We start from the raw sequence: 15,384 nt of genomic DNA, 5'->3' as shown, positions 1-15,384 counted from the left end.
GAGCGGCTCAGGAGGGAGCGAGGAGGTGCGCCTTCTCGGGGTGCTGCTCGAACCACTGCCCGACGTACCAGCACATCGGCACGACGCTCCGCCCGCCGGCGGCCTCGATGTCGGCGACGGCGAAGGAGACCAGCTCCCCGGCGAGCCCGCGGCCTCGGAAGGGCGGGGTCGTGAAGGAGCGGACGAGGGAGACGCTGCCGGGCGCCTCGCGGTAGTCGAGGACGCCCACCAAGGCGCCGTCGAGGTGGAGCTCGTAGCGCGACGCGTCGTCCGCCCGGCGGAAGTCCTTGGCCATGCCTCCAGAGTAGGACGGCCCGGACGGATCAGGCCTCGTCGCCGAGCATCTCGCCGTCGACGTAGAGCCAGCGACCGTCCTCGCGCAGGAAGCGGCTGCGCTCGTGCACGAGGCCGGGGCCGGCGGGCGAGCGGTAGGAGGCGCGGAACTCGACCAGGCCCTCCTCGTCGCCCTCCCCGCCGAACGAGGTGTCGACGATCTGGAGCCGGCGCCACTGCACGTCGGGATCGAGGTCGATGCGGCGCGGCCGGGTCGAGGGGTGCCAGCTCGCGAGCAGGTAGGGAGCGCTGCCGAGGACGTTCGCGCTGTAGCGGCTGCGCATCAGGCGCTCCGCCGTCGGCGAGGGCTCCTCGCCGAGGTGGGCGGGGCGGCAGCAGTCGGCGTAGTGGCGGCGGCTTCCGCAGGGGCAGGAGTCGGCGGGATGCATCCGGCCAGTGTGGCAGGCGATGCGACGCCCCCGGCCCGCCGAGGCTCCGGCGAGCGCCGCGACTCCCCGGACCGTCCAGGTGTGCATCCCCTCCACATCCGCTCCGCCGCCTTGAGGGTGCCGCCGGATCCCGGCAACGTGGCCCCCTCATCGACCACGGACGGAAGGAACGACCCGATGCTCACGCTCACCGACAACGCCAGCACCGTCGTCAAGACCATCACCGGGCAGACCGAGACCCCCGTCGAGGGAGGACTGCGCATCAGCGGCACCGATCTCGACGCCCGCAACTTCGCTGTCGCGGTCGCCGCGGCCCCCGAGACGACGGACGCCGTCGTGGAGCAGGACGGAGCGCGCGTGTTCCTCGACGTCGCCGCCTCCGTCGCTCTCGGCGACAAGGTCCTCGACGCGCAGGTGGACGAGGGCGGCTCCGTCAGCTTCGGGATCGCTCCGCAGGGCTGACCCCGTCGACCCGGAGGCCGCCCCCACCGCAGTGCGGGAGGGCGGCCTCCGTCGTCCCCGGGATCAGGAGAGGACGTCGCGAGTGGTGAAGCGGCCGATCGCGAGCGACCCGAACACGGCGACGTAGGCGAGCTGGAGCAGCGCGTTCTCGCCGAAGGAGCTCCACGCGATCGGGTCGCGCAGGAGGTCGGCGAAGTCGAACCACCGGTCGGTCAGCAGGAACGGGTGGAGGGCGTCCAGCTGCGAGAGCGAGCCGACGATCTGCGCCGCGATGGAGACGACGACGGTGGCCGCCATGGCGCCGACCGGCACATCGGTCAGCGTCGAGATGAAGAGGCCGATCGCCGAGAGCCCGACCAGCGAGAGCGCCGCGTACACGGCGATCGCCAGGGCCCGGCCGATCGCGTCGCCGAGCGGGACGGTGCTGCCGGAGAGGAGCGTCACCGGTCCCGCCGGGAAGAGCGCCAGGCCGATCAGGATCCCGACCACCATGACGGTGAGTGCTGCGGCGAGGCAGAAGGCGAGGGAGGCGGCGAACTTCACCGCGAGCAGCCGCACGCGGCCGACGGGGCTGACCAGCAGGTAGCGCAGCGTCCCGAGCGAGGCCTCGCCCGCGATCGCGTCGCCGGCGACGACCCCGACCGTGAGCGGGAGGAACAGCGGGACGGCGACCGTGATGGCCGCGAAGCCGGTGAAGAGGCCGTTGCCGGCGATCGCGCCCACGAAGGAGGGCCCGCCTCCGTCGCCGCCCGAGAGCCGCACCGCGACGGCGAGCAGGATCGGGATGGCGGCCAGGGCCGCGAGCAGCGCCCAGGTGCGGCGCCGGCGGAAGAGCAGGGCGAGCTCGGAGGCGAGCAGGGACCCGATCCCTGCTCGGCGGACGGTCGCGTCAGCGCTCGACATCGAAGCCCTCCCCGGTCAGCTCGACGAAGCGCTCCTCGAGCGAGGGGCGGCGGACGGCGAACCCGCGGACGCGGACGTCGGCCCGCACGAGGTCGGCCACCAGCGTCTCGGCCGCGAGCCCGGGCGGCAGAGCGGCGACGACCAGCGGCGGATCGGCGGGGTGCGGGCCCGGCGCGGTGCGCGGCTCCAGACCCCGGGTGTGCAGGGCCACGATCGCGCGCTCGCGGTCGGGCGTCAGCAGCTCGACCGAGGCGGCGTCCCCGCGCAGCTCGTCGAGCCCGCCCTGGGCGACGAGGCGCCCGGTGCGCATGACGGCGGCGTGGGTGCAGAGCTGCTCGATCTCGGCGAGGAGGTGGCTGGAGACGAGGACGGTCGTGCCGTCCTGGTTCAGTCCGCGCACGAGAGCGCGGACCTCGCGGGTGCCCTGCGGATCGAGGCCGTTCGTGGGCTCGTCCAGCACGATCAGGTCGCGCGGCGAGAGCAGGGCGACCGCGATGCCGAGCCGCTGCTTCATGCCCAGGGAGTAGGAGCCGACCTTCTTGCGCGCCGCGGCCGAGAGACCGACGCGGGCGAGGGCCTCCTTCGCACGGGTGTCGCGGGTGCGGGACGAGGTGCCCGCCTCCGCGGCGTCGAAGCGCCGGAGGTTGGCCGCTCCGGAGAGGAACGGGTAGAAGCCCGGCCCCTCGACCAGCGCCCCCACCCGGGGCAGGACCTCGGCCGCGCGCCGGGGCATGGCCTGCCCGAGGACGGTGATGCTGCCCGCGGTCGGCGCGGCGAGGGCGAGCAGCATCCGGATCGTCGTGGTCTTGCCCGAGCCGTTCGGGCCGAGGAAGCCGAAGACGGCGCCGCGGGGAACGGCGAGGTCGAGACCGGAGACCGCCTCCTGGCGCCCGAAGCGTTTGGTGAGGCCCCGCGTCTCGACTGCGAGCTCGCCCGCCGTCACCGAGCGGAGGCCGCGTCGCGGAGCGTCTCGGCCGGGACCGCTCCGGCGAGGACGCGTCCGTCGTCGGTGACGAGGACGGTCAGCAGGGCGGAGGAGAGGATGCGGCCGCCGTCGACCGGCGTGGTGACAGCGTCGAGCGAGGAGAGCGCGTCGGCGTCACCGGCGGGCAGCTCGACGACGCTCGTCCAGCCGGAGCCCGTGGTGACGACGTCGGAGTGCTCGGCCGTGCCCGCGGCGGGCGCGTCGGAGGAGTCCGCCGCGTCGTCGACCGGAGCGGCCTGCTCCGTCACCTCGGCGCCGGCCGGGGGCGTGAAGGAGAAGAGGGACGCGTCGGGCGTCGAGAAGTCGATGCTCGTGTACGCGACGCTGAACGCGGGCGCGGTGCCCCCGCGGGCCGTCACCGCCACTCCGAGCGGGAGGCCCGTCTCGCCGTCGACCGAGACGGTCACCGAGCCCACGAGGGTGCCGCCGTCGCGGGGCGTGAGCACGAGCTCGTACGCGTCGCGCCCGGCGACGCTGACGTCCGAGCCGACCGCGACCGTGGTCGTCGGGTCGATCGCGGCGAGCAGCTGCTCGGCGGCGGACGACGGCGTGACGACCTGATCGCCCGGCGAGGCCTCGGGGGCTCCGCCCGCGGGAGGCACGAGGTGGGTGGCGGTGTTCGCGCTCGAGTCGTAGATCCAGACTCCGTCGGTCGTCGAGGCGACGACGTCGCGCTCGGCCAGCCGGTCGAGCACCTGGAGGCGCGCGCCCTTCTCGGCGTCGACGTACACGCGCGCCTGGTGCGAGCCCGTGGCGAGCTCGACGAGGGAGTCGGCGGGGTCGGCGGACGCCGAGCCGGCCGAGCCGCCGAGCGCCGAGAGGTCGGGCAGGCCGAGGTCCGAGGTCTGCCGGATCTCGCCGGAGAACGCCGTGGTGTCGGTCTCGGCGACGAAGGCGAGGAGGTCGGCGGCGGACTTCTCGGGGAGGTCTCCCGCGGCGCTCGCCGAGAGGGGGAGGGCGACGGCCGCGGCGACGACGACCGCGGGGACGACGGCGACGGGCGTCCAGCGCTTCCAGTCAATGCTCATGCCGGGAACGCTACGCCTCGAACCTCCGCGGCGGGCCGGGAACGTCCCGGTCCACAGCCTTCCGGAAGGGGGTGCGGTCCGAGACCGCGGCCCCTTCCGGAAGGGGGTGCGGTCCGAGACCGCGGCCGGGATGATCAGGGCATGGACCTCCCGTTCGCGCTCCCCGTCGCCCCGATGCTCGCCAAGGCCGTTCCTGCGGTGCCGGAGCAGACCGCCGTCGCGGGCGGATACTCCTACGAGCCGAAGTGGGACGGGTTCCGCGCGATCGTCTCGGTCTCCGGCGGGGAGTGCGAGATCGGGAGCCGCGGCTCCAAGCCGCTGACCCGGTACTTCCCCGAGCTCGTCGAGGCCTTCCTCCGGCTGCTCCCCGACGGCTGCGTGCTCGACGGCGAGATCGTCCTGGCGACCGGCGAGCCGGGTGCCCAGCGGCTCGACTGGGACCTGCTCTCGCAGCGCATCCATCCGGCCGCGAGCCGCGTGAGGATGCTGGCGGAGACCACCCCGGCGATGCTCGTCGCCTTCGACCTGCTCGCCGTGGACGGGCGCAGCATGCTCGAGGAGCCGTACTCGGCGCGGCGGGAGGCGCTCGCCGCGGTGATGGCCGGCGTCCCGCATCCGCTGCACCTCGGCCGCGCCACCGACGACGAGGCCCTGGCGCGCGACTGGCTGGAGCGCTTCGAGGGCGCAGGACTGGACGGCGTCGTGGCGAAGCCCCTGGCCGCGCCCTACTCCCCCGGGAAGCGCGCCGTGCTCAAGGTCAAGCACCACCGCACGGCCGACGTGATCGCGATCGGGTACCGCGAGCACGCCTCCAAGCCGGGCGTGGGCTCGATCCTGCTCGGCCTGCACGGCGACGACGGAGAGGTCCGCCAGGTCGGCGGGGCCTCGGCCTTCAGCGACGAGCGTCGCGTGCAGCTGCTGGAGGAGCTCGCACCCGCGGTCGAGCGCGACGCGGAGGGAGCACCGGTGCGCGGCGAGGGCGAGCGGAGCCGGTTCTCGAGCGGCCGCGACACCTCCTTCGTGCGTCTGCGTCCCGAGCTCGTGCTCGAGGTCCGCTACGACCAGCGCGAGGGCGACCGCTTTCGGCACACCGTGCAGTTCGAGCGCTGGCGCCCTGACCGCGACGCCGCCTCCTGCACCATGGAGCAGCTGGAGCAGCCGACCGCGTACGACCTCGGCGACGTCCTCGGCTAGGCCTTCTTCGCGCGGCTGGGCTGCACGCGGGGCGGCTCGCCCGGCATCTTGGGGAAGTCGGGCGGGAACGGCAGCTCGCCGAGGCCGGCGGCGACATCGCGCTCCCACCAGCCGAGCAGGGCGTCGAGGTGACCGGGGGCGTCGTGCATCCGGGCCCACGGATCACCGCGCTCGGCGAGGCGCGCCGGGACCGTGCGGATCGTGAAGGCCCGCGGGTCGACGCCGTCGAGCTCGTCCCAGTCCAGCGGAGTGGAGACGGGAGCGTGCGCGAGCGGCCGCGGGCTGTAGGCACCGGCGATCGTCCGGTCGCGGTTGGCCTGGTTGAAGTCGACGAAGATCCGCTCGCCGCGCTCCTCCTTCCACCACGCCGTCGTGACCTGCTCGGGCATCCGCCGCTCCAGCTCGCGCGCCGCGGCGATCACCGCGTGGCGGACGTCGAGGAACTCGTGCTCGGCGACGATCGGCGCGAAGACGTGCAGGCCGCGGTTGCCGGACGTCTTCACGAACGGGTCGAGGCCGGCCTCCCGCAGGACCTCCCGCAGCGCGTGCGCGGCGACGACCGCGTCGGCGACGTCGGTGCCGGGCTGCGGGTCGAGGTCGATCCGGAGCTGGTCGGGCAGGTCGGGCGCATCGGCGCGGGACGCCCACGGGTGGAAGACGACGGTGTTCATCTGCGCCGCCCAGACGGCGGCCGCGGGCTCGTCGATCACGAGCTGCGGATGCACCCGCCCGCTCGGGTACGTCACCGGGACGGACCGGACGTACTCGGGCGCGCCCTTGGGCGGGTTCTTCGAGAAGAACTGCTCGCCCTCGATCCCGGAGGAGAACCGCTGCAGCGAGACGGGGCGGCCGCCGTTCGCCGCGACGAACGGCTCGCCGACGGCGATCAGGTACTCCGCGACCTCGCGCTTGGTGATGCCCGGCTCCGGGAACAGCACGCGCTCGGGGCTCGAGATCCGCACCTCCCGGTCGCCGTGCGGTCCGGGGACGGTGAGGACGACGGCGTCGCTGCTGGGCATCTGCTAAGGCTAGCCCGCGGCGCCGCCCGGCGACAGGGGTCCTCCGGGGCGTCGCCGCAGCCGGATCGGGCCCTTCGCCCGCGAGGGGTCGACGACCTGTCCGCCCTGCACGATGTCGATCTCGCCCCGGTCGACCAGGCGGCGCGCGGCCCGGCGGACGGGCTCCATCAGCGGCCGCCACTCCTCGCCGCCGACCCGGCGCGCGACCTCGGACGGGCACGCCGTCGACGACGCCGCTCGCGCGAGCAGGACGGTGCGGATCTCCTCCTCGAGGCGCGCCTCCTCCGGTCCGACTCCGCGACGGCGGCAGGCGTCCGAGCAGTAGCGGACGTCCTCCCAATCCCGTGCCCACTTCGCGCGCCACTCGATCTCGCGACCGCAGGAGGCGCAGGTCTTGCTCTCGGGGTGCGCGGTGGACGTGCGCTGACGGTGGGCCATGCCCTCGAGTCTGCGCGCAGACCGCGGCCGCGGCGACGGGTTGCGCTGAGGGCGAGCGACGGGTGCGCGGGCTCCGGCGCCGAGGACGGGCACCCGATGCGGCGTGATCGGGAACAGGGAGCGGCGGATCGGCGTTCCCCGAGGTGGCGGCGTCATACTCCGCAATAGGGCGGCCCTCCCCCGGTCGGTGCGCCAGTCTGGAGGAGCCGTGCTGCGGCGCGACGGCGGGCCACCACCCCGTGCCGCACCCTCGATCGATCAGGAGTCTCCGATGAGCCGCGAGAACCTCGCCACCACCCCGGACCGCGAGCCGGAGCACCGCGCCTTCGCCGGACTCTCCCCGGAGGACTTCAAGCTCGCGTTCCGCAACCACGCCGCCGGAGTCGCGCTGATCACCGCGGACCCGGGCACCGGCCCGGTCGCCCTGACCGCGACCTCCGTCTTCTCGGTGAGCGCCGAGCCGCCGCTGTTCGTCTTCTCGCTCTCGTCCGCCTCGTCCAGCTCTCCGGCCATCCAGGCGTCCGAGACGCTGGTCGTGCACCTGCTCGGGGCGGAGCAGCTCGACCTGGCGCGTCTGGGCTCGACCAGCGGCATCGACCGCTTCGCCGACACGTCGCTCTGGTCGCGGCTACCCACGGGCGAGCCGTTCTTCCCGGGCGCCGCCGCCTGGATCCGCGGCACGGTGATCAACCGCATGGAGGCGGGATCGTCCACGATCGTCGCCGTGCACGCCCTCGAGGCCCACGTGCCCGAGGACTCCGAGACCACGGCGCCGCTCGTCTACCACAACCGCACCTGGCACCACCTCGGCGAGCACTCGCGCCTGAGCTGAGCTCCGCGCGCGATCCGAAGAAGGCGCTTCAGGCCTCCGACCCGGTCGCCACCGTCCGGCCCGGCGTGCTCGACCACTGCGACCAGGAGCCCGGGTAGAGCGCCGGCGCGAAGCCCGCGAGAGTGAGCGCGACGACGTCGACCGCGGCCGAGACGCCGCTACCGCAGTACACGCCGACGGGGGCGTGCTCCCGCACGCCGAGCGCCTCGAATCCGGCGCGCAGGTCGGAGGCGGGCCGGAACCGCCCCTCGGAGTCGAGCGCCGCGGACGCGGGAGCGTTCCGAGCGCCGGGGATGTGGCCCGCCCGCGGGTCGATCGGCTCGACCTCGCCGCGGTACCGCTCAGGGGCGCGGGCGTCGAGCAGGACGCCCGCCGAGGGCAGCGCCGCCGCCTCGTCGATGTCCAGCACCGGGAGCCGACCGTAGGCCAGCTCGACGTCGCCCCGCTCGCGCGGGACGTCGCCCGTCTCGAGCTCCCGCCCCGAGCGGATCCAGCCGGCGAGCGACCCGTCGAGCAGGCGGACGTCCTCCACTCCCGTCGCCCGCAGCAGCCACCAGGCCCGCGCGGCCGGGACGCTACGCGCGTCGTCGTACACGACGACGGACCGGCCCCGGCGGAGCCCCCAGCCGCGCGCCGCCTCCTGCAGCACCTCGATCGGAGGCAGCGGGTGGCGCCCCTCCTCCGGCTCGCCGTGGGCGGCCAGCTCGTGATCGAGGTCGACGTGCACCGCGCCGGGCAGGTGACCCGCGAGGTACTCCGGGCGGCCGTCGGGCCGGTCGAGGCGCCAGCGCACGTCGAGGACGAGCGGCGGCTCGGTGGAGGCCATGAGCTCGGCGAGCTCGTCAGGGGTGACCAGCAGGCTCTCGCGGCTGGAGGGGGTCGTCGGGGTCATGGCGTCCTTCCGATCCGCGTCGTCGGCGGAGTCCTGCCCCAGCATGCCGGGTCGCCCGGCGGCGCGGGAGCTCGGGCGGCAGCGGAGCATCAGTGCGCAAGGCGCCTTGTCGATGGTCGTCTGCCGGAGAGCCTCTCGCGCAGGCGGGTCGTGTTCACCACTCGAGACCCGCGGGCGCGGCCCGGAGGCCTGCAAGGGACCGCTCGGGCCTGAGAGAGGAGGGCGAGGCTCTCGACGTCGGAGGACAGCCGAAGGCCCGCCCCTCCGGCAGGGGCGGACCTTCGCTGCCTTCAGTTGGACTCGCAGGCGAACCCGTCGTCGTCCCTGTCGAGCCCTGCGACATCGCCGTAGTACGGGTAGTACAGGTCGAAGTACCGCTGAGCTGAGGCCTGGTCCGGGAAGTCGTCGCAGTTCACAGCGTCGCCGGGATAAGCAGGTCGTCCCGGGCCGGGCGCCGGTGCCGGCGCCGGCGCCGCGGCCTGCGTGCTCGCCCAGAGTGCGCGGCCCTGCGGCGAGTAGATCACCAGGTTGCCGTCGTTCTGCATGACCATCCGGGAGCCCGGGCTGCCCGCCGTGCCGGACTGCCAGCGCGCTCCGCCGGAGCCCGCGTAGACCACGGCGTTGCCGTCGGACTGCATCTCGAGCCGGTTGCCGCCTCCGGACGTGCCGGCCGCCCAGCGGGCCGAGCCGCGCGAGTAGACGACGAGGTTGCCGTCGCCCTGCATGACCGCCTCGCTCCCTCCGTCGGAGGAGCGCAGCAGCTGACCGGACGTGAGCCGGTTCCCGGAGGAGAGGGTGTCCCGGACGGCGGGCGCGGGCGGCGCCGGAGGAGTGTCGCTCGCCCACAGCGCGCGGCCCGAGGCGGAGTAGACGACCAGGTTGCCGTCGTTCTGCATCTGCAGGCGGGATCCCGGGTTGCCCGCCGTACCCGAGGCCCAGAGGGGTCGGCCCGAGGCGGAGGTGACCACGGCGTTGCCGTCGGACTGCATCGAGAGCGTCTCGCCCTCGCCCTGGGTGCCGGCGCCCCAGCGGACGTCCCCCCGCGAGTAGACCGCGAGATTGCCGTCGCCCTGCAGGGAGGCGCGCGACCGGCCGTCCGGCGAGGTGAGCTGCTGTCCCCGGCTGAGCCGCGAGCCGGAGGAGAGGACGTCGCGGATCTCAGGCGCGCGCGAGGTCGAGCTCGCCCAGAGCGGCCGTCCGGAGGCGGCGGTGATCACCAGGTTGCCGTCGTTCTGCATCCGCATCCGCGCGCCCGGGTTCCCGGGCGTTCCCGCCTGCCAGCGCACGCCGGACCCGGCGGCCGAGACCACCGCGTTCCCGTCGGTCTGCATCGCGAGGCGGTTGCCCGCTCCGGAGGTGACGGAGCTCCAGCGCGGGGATCCGTCCACGTAGACGACGAGATTGCCGTCGCTCTGCATCGCGGCGCGCGAGCGGCCGTCGGAGGCGGTCAGCTGCTGTCCCGGAGAGAGCTCGCGCCCGCTGTCGAGGACGTCGGCGATCGGCTCCGGCTCGGGCTCCTGCTCGTCGGCCGAGGACCAGGCCGTGTCCCCGTTCGGGCGGACGAGCACGAGCTGCCCGTCGTCCTGGATGAGGGCGAGCGCGCCGGTCTCTCCCGCGGTCCCGGACGCCCAGACGGGCGTGCCGGAGCCGGTCACGACGACGAGGTTGCCGTCCTCCTGCATCCGCACCGTGGTCGCTCCGGTGCCCTGGGTCCTGGTGCTCCAGACGGGGCGGCGCCCGGCGTCGTAGATCACGGCGTTGCCGTCCGCCTGCATCTCGAAGCTCGCGGAGTCTCCGTTCGAGAAGATGCGCTCCCCCGCGTCGAGCGAGTCGCCGCCGAGGAGAGCGTTCGTGTAGGTCTACGATCCGCGCGCCTCTGCGGGCGGAGTCTCCCCCGGGACGAAGGCGGTCGGAGTCTCGGCGACGGCCTGCGTCGCGAGGGCGGACGGCGCCAGAGCGGCGGAACCGCCCGCGGCGAGCAGGCAGGCGAGGGCCATCGCCGCGAGGCGATGAGGAGGTCGTGGCACGGAGAGCCCTTTCGGAGGCGGCGGCGGCGGAAGCCGGGGTCGAGCGGAGCCTGGCACGCGCTCGCCACGGCCGTCCATCCGGGCCGCGCGGAACCACTCAGCCGGAGCGGGCGATCCGCGCCGGCTGCGCGGGCGCCGCCTCCGGACCACGGAGCCTCCGGCCGGCTCGCGCGCCCCGGTCGGGGGCGGCGGCGATCGACGCGGATCGACGGAGGACGTGCTCCCACGGCCGGAGCGCACCCCGCGCGGGCGCCCCGGGAGGCGGCTCGGACCTCCCGCGGCACGGAGGAGGTCCCCGTTCCTCCTAAAATCGGAGACATGTCGAAAGTGTTGAGCAGTCTGCCCGTGGGCGAGCGTGTCGGAATCGCATTCTCGGGAGGCCTCGACACATCCGTCGCCGTCGCCTGGATGCGCGAAAAGGGCGCGGTGCCCTGCACGTACACGGCCGACATCGGCCAGTACGACGAGCCCGACATCGAGAGCGTCCCGTCCCGCGCGGCCCAGTACGGCGCCGAGATCTCGCGCCTCGTCGACGCGAAGAGCGCGCTGGTCGAGGAGGGGCTCGTCGCCCTGCAGTGCGGCGCCTTCCACATCCGCTCCGGCGGCAAGACCTACTTCAACACCACCCCCCTCGGCCGCGCCGTGACCGGCACCCTCCTCGTCCGCGCCATGCGCGAGGACGGCGTCGACATCTGGGGCGACGGCTCGACCTACAAGGGCAACGACATCGAGCGGTTCTACCGCTACGGCCTGCTCGCCAACCCCCGCCTGCGCATCTACAAGCCCTGGCTCGACGTGCAGTTCGTCAACGAGCTCGGCGGCCGCACCGAGATGTCGGAGTGGCTGGTCGCCCGCGGCTTCCCCTACCGCGACGCCACCGAGAAGGCCTACTCGACCGACGCCAACATCTGGGGCGCCACCCACGAGGCCAAGCGCCTCGAGGAGCTCTCCAGCGGCCTCGAGCTCGTCGAGCCGATCATGGGGGTCGCGTCGTGGCGCGACGAGGTCGAGATCGCCTCCGAGGTCGTCTCGGTGCGCTTCGAGGCCGGCCGCCCCGTCGCGCTGAACGGCGTCGAGTTCTCGGACGCCGTCGCGCTCGTGCTCGAGGCGAACGCGATCGGCGGACGCCACGGGCTCGGCGTCTCGGACCAGATCGAGAACCGGATCATCGAGGCCAAGAGCCGCGGCATCTACGAGGCCCCCGGCATGGCGCTGCTGCACATCGCCTACGAGCGCCTGCTGAACGCGATCCACAACGAGGACACCGTCGCCCAGTACCACTCGGAGGGCCGCCGTCTCGGCCGCCTGATGTACGAGGGCCGCTGGCTCGACCCGCAGTCGCTGATGCTGCGCGAGTCCATCCAGCGCTGGGTCGGCTCGGCCGTCTCCGGGGAGGTCACCCTGCGTCTGCGCCGCGGCGACGACTACACGATCCTCGACACGACCGGCCCCGCGCTGAGCTACCACCCGGACAAGCTCTCGATGGAGCGGGTCGGCGACGCCGCCTTCGGCCCCGAGGACCGCATCGGGCAGCTCACGATGCGCAACCTCGACATCGCCGACTCCCGCTCGCGGCTCGAGCAGTACGCGGCCGCCGGCCTCGTCGGCGGTCCGACCGCCGAGCTCGTCGGCGAGCTCGAGATCGGCGAGGCCGACGCGATCACCGAGGGCGGCGGGTCCGCAGCGGCCGATGCGCTCGGACGCGCCACCGACCTGGCCTCGGAGGGTGCGGCGTTCGACGCCGGAACCGACTGAACCCGCCCGCCCGACGCCCCCGCGCGCATCCGTCCCACGGGGACGCGAGGCGCACGGGGGCGTCGTGCTGTGCGGACCGACCCGGCGCGCCGGGTGCGAGGGCGGGCCCGGCGCGAGAGCGGTGCTCCGGCGTTCGTCGCGCCGGCCGTCAGGGCGCGGAGGACCGGACGAGCGCGAGCGCGGCGTCCACGGTGGCGAGCGACTGCGCCGGATCGACGCGGGCCAGCACGAGCGCGGCCACCAGCAGCGACACGAGGACGTCCGCCTGAGCCGACGCCCACGCCTGCGCGTCGGGCCAGCGGGCCAGCGCTCCGGTGCGCAGTGCGCCCAGCAGCTCGGCCCGGTAGTCGGCGATCACCTCGCGCACGGCGTCGTCGCGCGCGATCGGCGCGCCCGCGGCGTTGAGCAGCAGGCAGCCGCTCTTCGCCGAGAGCGTGCGGGAGTCGGCGAGCGCCGCCCGCAGCCCGGCGAAGTACTCCTCGAGCGCCGTCGGCGACGCCCCTCGCGGATCGACGAGCGGGGCGAGCCGGGGCCGCACCACCTCGTCGAGGTAGCTCTGCACGGCAGCGTCGAAGAGCCCGCGCTTGCTGCCGAAGGCGTGGTAGAGGCTGGAGCGGCGCAGTCCGGTCGCGGACTCCAGGTCCGGGAGCGACGCCTCCTCGAAGCCGCTCTCCCAGAAGACGGCGCGGGCGGCGCGGACGACCTGCTCGGTGTCGAAGCCCTGCGTGCGACCCACGGTGCTCCTCCTGAGGGGTGACAGCTGCGGCGCCGCACTGGCGCGGACCGCTCGCTCCAGTATATTGTGGACTGGTCGTTACACAATCGCTGCGGAGCCCTCCGCATCACGGCCATCGCCTGGAGGCCCGCCGTGATCGTTCTCGGACTGGTGCTCGCCGCTCTCGCCGCGGCGCTGCACGTCTACATCTTCGTGCTCGAGTCGGTCCTCTGGACGACCTCGCGCGCCCGATCGACGTTCGGCACGACCGCCGGCGAGGCGGAGGCGACGAAGGAGATGGCCTACAACCAGGGCTTCTACAACCTCTTCCTCGCCGTCGTCACCGCGGCGGGCATCGTCGCCGTCGCGATCGGCGCCACCGCCGTCGGCGCGGCCCTCGTGTTCGCCGGCGCCGGATCGATGGTCGCCGCAGCACTCGTCCTGCTCCTCTCCGCTCCGACCAAGCGCCGCGCCGCGCTGACCCAGATGACCCCGGGTCTGCTCGCGGTGATCGCGCTCGCCGTCGGCCTCTCACTCTGATCCCCTCCACCACCACGAAAGGTCCTATGAGCACCGTCACCAGCACCCAGATCCAGCTCGTCCGCCGCCCCGACGGCTGGCCCGTCGCCGAGGACTTCCGGACCGCGACCGTCGAGTACGGCGATCCCGCTGCGGGCGAGATCCGCGTCGAGAACGCCTTCCTCTCGGTCGACCCCTACATGCGCGGCCGCATGAACGACGTGAAGAGCTACACCCCGCCCTTCGCCCTCGGCGAGACCATGACCGGCGGTGCCGTCGGCCGGGTGACCGTCTCCGACGACCCCGCGTTCCCCGTCGGCAGCGCGGTCCTGCACCAGCTCGGCTGGCGCGACGTCGTGCAGGCCGAGTCGTCGCAGTTCCGCGTCGTCCCCGAGATCCCCGGAGTGCCGCTCTCGCTCCGCCTCGGCATCCTCGGGATGACCGGACTCACCGCGTACGTCGGGCTCACCGCCATCGCGGGCATGAAGGAGGGCGACACCGTCTTCGTCTCGGGCGCCGCGGGAGCCGTCGGCTCGGCCGCCGGCCAGATCGCGCGCCTCCTCGGAGCCGAGCGGGTCGTCGGATCCGCGGGTTCGGCCGAGAAGGTCGCCCTGCTGACCGAGAAGTACGGCTACGACGCCGCCTTCGACTACCACTCCGGCCCGGTCCGCGAGCAGCTGGCCGAGGCCGCGCCCGACGGGATCGACGTGTACTTCGACAACGTCGGCGGCGACCACCTCGAGGCGGCCCTCGACGCCTTCCGCGATGGCGGCCGCGCGGCGCTCTGCGGAGCGATCGCCGGCTACAACAGCACCGAGAAGACGCCCGGCCCCGACAACATGGCGAACATCATCACCCGCGGTCTCACGCTGCGCGGATTCACGCTGTCCGGCTACCTCGACCACGCGCCGGAGTTCAACCGGCTGATGGCCGGCTGGTTCGCCGACGGAGAGATCGCCTACGACGAGACCGTCGTCGACGGCATCGACCACGCCGTGGACGCGTTCCTCTCGATGATGCGCGGCGGCAACACCGGGAAGATGGTCGTCCGCGTCTAGCGCCGACCCCGGTGCGGCGGGCGCGAGGAGGGGCACCTCCGGACGCCCGCCGCATCCGTCCTCCGCCTCCCTGACCGGGACCTCCGAGAATGCTCGCGGATCCGCGGGGCCGATCGGTCCGGGCGGTGGCAGACTGCGGACATGAGCACGTTCTCGCACCGGACCGGCGCCTCCGCGCTGGCAGCAGCAGCACTCGTCCTCGTCCTCACCGGCTGCGCGGGCAGCGGCGGAGCCCCGTCCGCGCGGACGCCGCTCCCGACACCGACCGCGACCGCGACCCCGACGTCTTCGCCGACTCCCGCTCCGACGCCGACTCCCACCGTGACCGTGACGGTCACGGCGACCCCCGAGCCCTCGTCGACCGGTTCTCCCGCCGCGGATCCGGCGGCGGCGCGCTGCACGGGCTCCGACCTGACGATGGAGTACCGCCCCGACCCCGACGCGTCGGGTGCCGGGAACAGCGCCTTCGACCTCGTGCTCACCAGCACCTCCTCCTCCGACTGCGCTCTCGCGGGCATCCCCGGCGTCTACGCGACCGACGCCGACGGGAACCGGATCAGCGCGGTCGCCGACGCGTCCGGCCCGAACCCCGACGCTCCCGTGATCCTCGTCCCGGGCGCCCGGGCGGACGTCCGGGTCGCCTGGCACTCCCCCGGCGCCTACGGCTGCGCGGTCGGGACCTCCGCGTTCCTCGTCGCCGAGGTCCTCGACGCCCCGGACGGCGCGGTCCGCGCCCCGGCCGAGCTTCAGGTGTGCACCGACGACACCGTGATGATGGACGCCTCCGCCTACGCGCTGCTCTGAGCACTCCCCGAGCGCGCACGCCTCCCGCGCG

At 74.1% G+C, this 15,384-nt stretch carries 18 protein-coding genes; 7 read left to right on the top strand and 11 right to left on the bottom strand.

All coding sequences use genetic code 11. The features are described 5' to 3' along the window. Window positions 1–7: 7 nt before the first annotated feature. Both C5C36_RS09020 and C5C36_RS09015 read right to left on the bottom strand, forming a co-directional pair. Window positions 8–295, bottom strand: coding sequence for a GNAT family N-acetyltransferase (locus C5C36_RS09020; RefSeq protein ID WP_104225396.1), 288 nt, complete (start codon window positions 293–295; stop codon window positions 8–10). A gap of 28 nt (window positions 296–323) precedes the next feature. After that, window positions 324–722: a YchJ family protein gene (locus C5C36_RS09015; RefSeq protein ID WP_104225449.1), complete on the bottom strand. Its 399-nt coding sequence runs from the start codon at window positions 720–722 to the stop codon at window positions 324–326. A gap of 177 nt (window positions 723–899) precedes the next feature. Here C5C36_RS09015 and C5C36_RS09010 point away from each other — a divergent pair, with 177 nt between their 5' ends. Further along, entirely contained in the window at window positions 900–1,184 is a 285-nt protein-coding gene (locus C5C36_RS09010) for a hypothetical protein (RefSeq protein ID WP_104225397.1), read from the top strand. A gap of 63 nt (window positions 1,185–1,247) precedes the next feature. Here the strand turns inward: C5C36_RS09010 and C5C36_RS09005 are convergent, their stop codons facing one another. Genes C5C36_RS09005 through C5C36_RS08995 form a run of 3 tightly spaced genes read right to left on the bottom strand, consistent with a single transcriptional unit; the run spans window position 1,248 to window position 4,100 of the window. Beyond that, on the bottom strand, window positions 1,248–2,087 hold the full coding sequence (locus C5C36_RS09005) for an ABC transporter permease (RefSeq protein WP_104250736.1): 840 nt from the start codon (window positions 2,085–2,087) through the stop codon (window positions 1,248–1,250). Next, complete coding sequence (locus C5C36_RS09000) at window positions 2,074–3,030, bottom strand: ABC transporter ATP-binding protein (RefSeq protein WP_104225399.1); 957 nt, start codon at window positions 3,028–3,030, stop codon at window positions 2,074–2,076. The genes C5C36_RS09005 and C5C36_RS09000 overlap by 14 nt, the downstream gene beginning before the upstream one ends. Next, window positions 3,027–4,100: a DUF2092 domain-containing protein gene (locus C5C36_RS08995; protein WP_104309603.1), complete on the bottom strand. Its 1,074-nt coding sequence runs from the start codon at window positions 4,098–4,100 to the stop codon at window positions 3,027–3,029. The genes C5C36_RS09000 and C5C36_RS08995 overlap by 4 nt, the downstream gene beginning before the upstream one ends. A gap of 141 nt (window positions 4,101–4,241) precedes the next feature. On the opposite strand from C5C36_RS08995, the gene C5C36_RS08990 reads away from it, so the two are divergent. Beyond that, complete coding sequence (locus C5C36_RS08990) at window positions 4,242–5,294, top strand: ATP-dependent DNA ligase (RefSeq protein WP_104225401.1); 1,053 nt, start codon at window positions 4,242–4,244, stop codon at window positions 5,292–5,294. Here the strand turns inward: C5C36_RS08990 and ligD are convergent. Together ligD and C5C36_RS08980 are read right to left on the bottom strand one after the other, a co-directional pair. Beyond that, on the bottom strand, window positions 5,291–6,313 hold the full coding sequence (gene ligD / locus C5C36_RS08985; RefSeq protein WP_181027141.1) for a non-homologous end-joining DNA ligase: 1,023 nt from the start codon (window positions 6,311–6,313) through the stop codon (window positions 5,291–5,293). The genes C5C36_RS08990 and ligD overlap by 4 nt on opposite strands. Window positions 6,314–6,322: 9 nt before the next feature. Beyond that, the gene (locus C5C36_RS08980) at window positions 6,323–6,751 is read right to left on the bottom strand and encodes a DUF2256 and DUF3253 domain-containing protein (protein ID WP_104233370.1); all 429 of its coding nucleotides are present in this window, start codon (window positions 6,749–6,751) and stop codon (window positions 6,323–6,325) included. A 271-nt stretch (window positions 6,752–7,022) separates the two neighbouring features. On the opposite strand from C5C36_RS08980, the gene C5C36_RS08975 reads away from it, so the two are divergent. Further along, complete coding sequence (locus C5C36_RS08975) at window positions 7,023–7,583, top strand: flavin reductase family protein (RefSeq protein ID WP_104222547.1); 561 nt, start codon at window positions 7,023–7,025, stop codon at window positions 7,581–7,583. A 28-nt stretch (window positions 7,584–7,611) separates the two neighbouring features. On the opposite strand, the gene C5C36_RS08970 is transcribed toward C5C36_RS08975, so the two are convergent. The 3 genes from C5C36_RS08970 to C5C36_RS17590 all read right to left on the bottom strand — a co-directional run bounded on the left by C5C36_RS08970 (window position 7,612) and on the right by C5C36_RS17590 (window position 10,472). After that, on the bottom strand, window positions 7,612–8,475 hold the full coding sequence (locus tag C5C36_RS08970) for a sulfurtransferase (RefSeq protein ID WP_104261141.1): 864 nt from the start codon (window positions 8,473–8,475) through the stop codon (window positions 7,612–7,614). A 290-nt stretch (window positions 8,476–8,765) separates the two neighbouring features. After that, entirely contained in the window at window positions 8,766–10,250 is a 1,485-nt protein-coding gene (locus tag C5C36_RS18040; protein WP_104309602.1) for an excalibur calcium-binding domain-containing protein, read from the bottom strand. An 84-nt stretch (window positions 10,251–10,334) separates the two neighbouring features. Further along, window positions 10,335–10,472, bottom strand: coding sequence for a hypothetical protein (locus C5C36_RS17590; protein WP_181133797.1), 138 nt, complete (start codon window positions 10,470–10,472; stop codon window positions 10,335–10,337). A 348-nt stretch (window positions 10,473–10,820) separates the two neighbouring features. On the opposite strand from C5C36_RS17590, the gene argG reads away from it, so the two are divergent. Then, on the top strand, window positions 10,821–12,257 hold the full coding sequence (argG, locus tag C5C36_RS08960; protein WP_104222545.1) for an argininosuccinate synthase: 1,437 nt from the start codon (window positions 10,821–10,823) through the stop codon (window positions 12,255–12,257). Window positions 12,258–12,405: 148 nt separating this feature from the next. Here the strand turns inward: argG and C5C36_RS08955 are convergent, their stop codons facing one another. Beyond that, complete coding sequence (locus tag C5C36_RS08955; protein WP_104261132.1) at window positions 12,406–12,993, bottom strand: TetR/AcrR family transcriptional regulator; 588 nt, start codon at window positions 12,991–12,993, stop codon at window positions 12,406–12,408. Between the two features lie 132 nt (window positions 12,994–13,125). Between C5C36_RS08955 and C5C36_RS08950 the strand changes: the two genes are divergently transcribed. From C5C36_RS08950 to C5C36_RS17585, 3 genes are all read left to right on the top strand, one after another. Continuing rightward, entirely contained in the window at window positions 13,126–13,512 is a 387-nt protein-coding gene (locus C5C36_RS08950) for a DUF1304 domain-containing protein (protein ID WP_104269170.1), read from the top strand. 26 nt (window positions 13,513–13,538) lie between these two features. Continuing rightward, window positions 13,539–14,549, top strand: coding sequence for an NADP-dependent oxidoreductase (locus C5C36_RS08945; protein WP_104222542.1), 1,011 nt, complete (start codon window positions 13,539–13,541; stop codon window positions 14,547–14,549). 141 nt (window positions 14,550–14,690) lie between these two features. Further along, entirely contained in the window at window positions 14,691–15,353 is a 663-nt protein-coding gene (locus tag C5C36_RS17585) for a DUF4232 domain-containing protein (protein ID WP_181133796.1), read from the top strand. Window positions 15,354–15,384: the final 31 nt, after the last annotated feature.

The organism is Rathayibacter sp. AY1G1, from assembly GCF_002932095.1.
Taxonomy (GTDB): domain Bacteria; phylum Actinomycetota; class Actinomycetes; order Actinomycetales; family Microbacteriaceae; genus Rathayibacter.
Note: the sequence above shows the minus strand (reverse complement) of the source record. Positions and strands in the feature narration are given on the sequence as shown.

Coding starts and splice junctions, on each gene's coding strand:
- C5C36_RS09020 (WP_104225396.1), bottom strand. CDS start 295: ATGGCCAAGGACTTCCGCCGGGCGGACGACGCGTCGCGCTACGAGCTC.
- C5C36_RS09015 (WP_104225449.1), bottom strand. CDS start 722: ATGCATCCCGCCGACTCCTGCCCCTGCGGAAGCCGCCGCCACTACGCC.
- C5C36_RS09010 (WP_104225397.1), top strand. CDS start 900: ATGCTCACGCTCACCGACAACGCCAGCACCGTCGTCAAGACCATCACC.
- C5C36_RS09005 (WP_104250736.1), bottom strand. CDS start 2,087: ATGTCGAGCGCTGACGCGACCGTCCGCCGAGCAGGGATCGGGTCCCTG.
- C5C36_RS08995 (WP_104309603.1), bottom strand. CDS start 4,100: ATGAGCATTGACTGGAAGCGCTGGACGCCCGTCGCCGTCGTCCCCGCG.
- C5C36_RS08990 (WP_104225401.1), top strand. CDS start 4,242: ATGGACCTCCCGTTCGCGCTCCCCGTCGCCCCGATGCTCGCCAAGGCC.
- ligD (WP_181027141.1), bottom strand. CDS start 6,313: ATGCCCAGCAGCGACGCCGTCGTCCTCACCGTCCCCGGACCGCACGGC.
- C5C36_RS08980 (WP_104233370.1), bottom strand. CDS start 6,751: ATGGCCCACCGTCAGCGCACGTCCACCGCGCACCCCGAGAGCAAGACC.
- C5C36_RS08975 (WP_104222547.1), top strand. CDS start 7,023: ATGAGCCGCGAGAACCTCGCCACCACCCCGGACCGCGAGCCGGAGCAC.
- C5C36_RS08970 (WP_104261141.1), bottom strand. CDS start 8,475: ATGACCCCGACGACCCCCTCCAGCCGCGAGAGCCTGCTGGTCACCCCT.
- C5C36_RS18040 (WP_104309602.1), bottom strand. CDS start 10,250: ATGCAGGCGGACGGCAACGCCGTGATCTACGACGCCGGGCGCCGCCCC.
- C5C36_RS17590 (WP_181133797.1), bottom strand. CDS start 10,472: ATGGCCCTCGCCTGCCTGCTCGCCGCGGGCGGTTCCGCCGCTCTGGCG.
- argG (WP_104222545.1), top strand. CDS start 10,821: ATGTCGAAAGTGTTGAGCAGTCTGCCCGTGGGCGAGCGTGTCGGAATC.
- C5C36_RS08945 (WP_104222542.1), top strand. CDS start 13,539: ATGAGCACCGTCACCAGCACCCAGATCCAGCTCGTCCGCCGCCCCGAC.
- C5C36_RS17585 (WP_181133796.1), top strand. CDS start 14,691: ATGAGCACGTTCTCGCACCGGACCGGCGCCTCCGCGCTGGCAGCAGCA.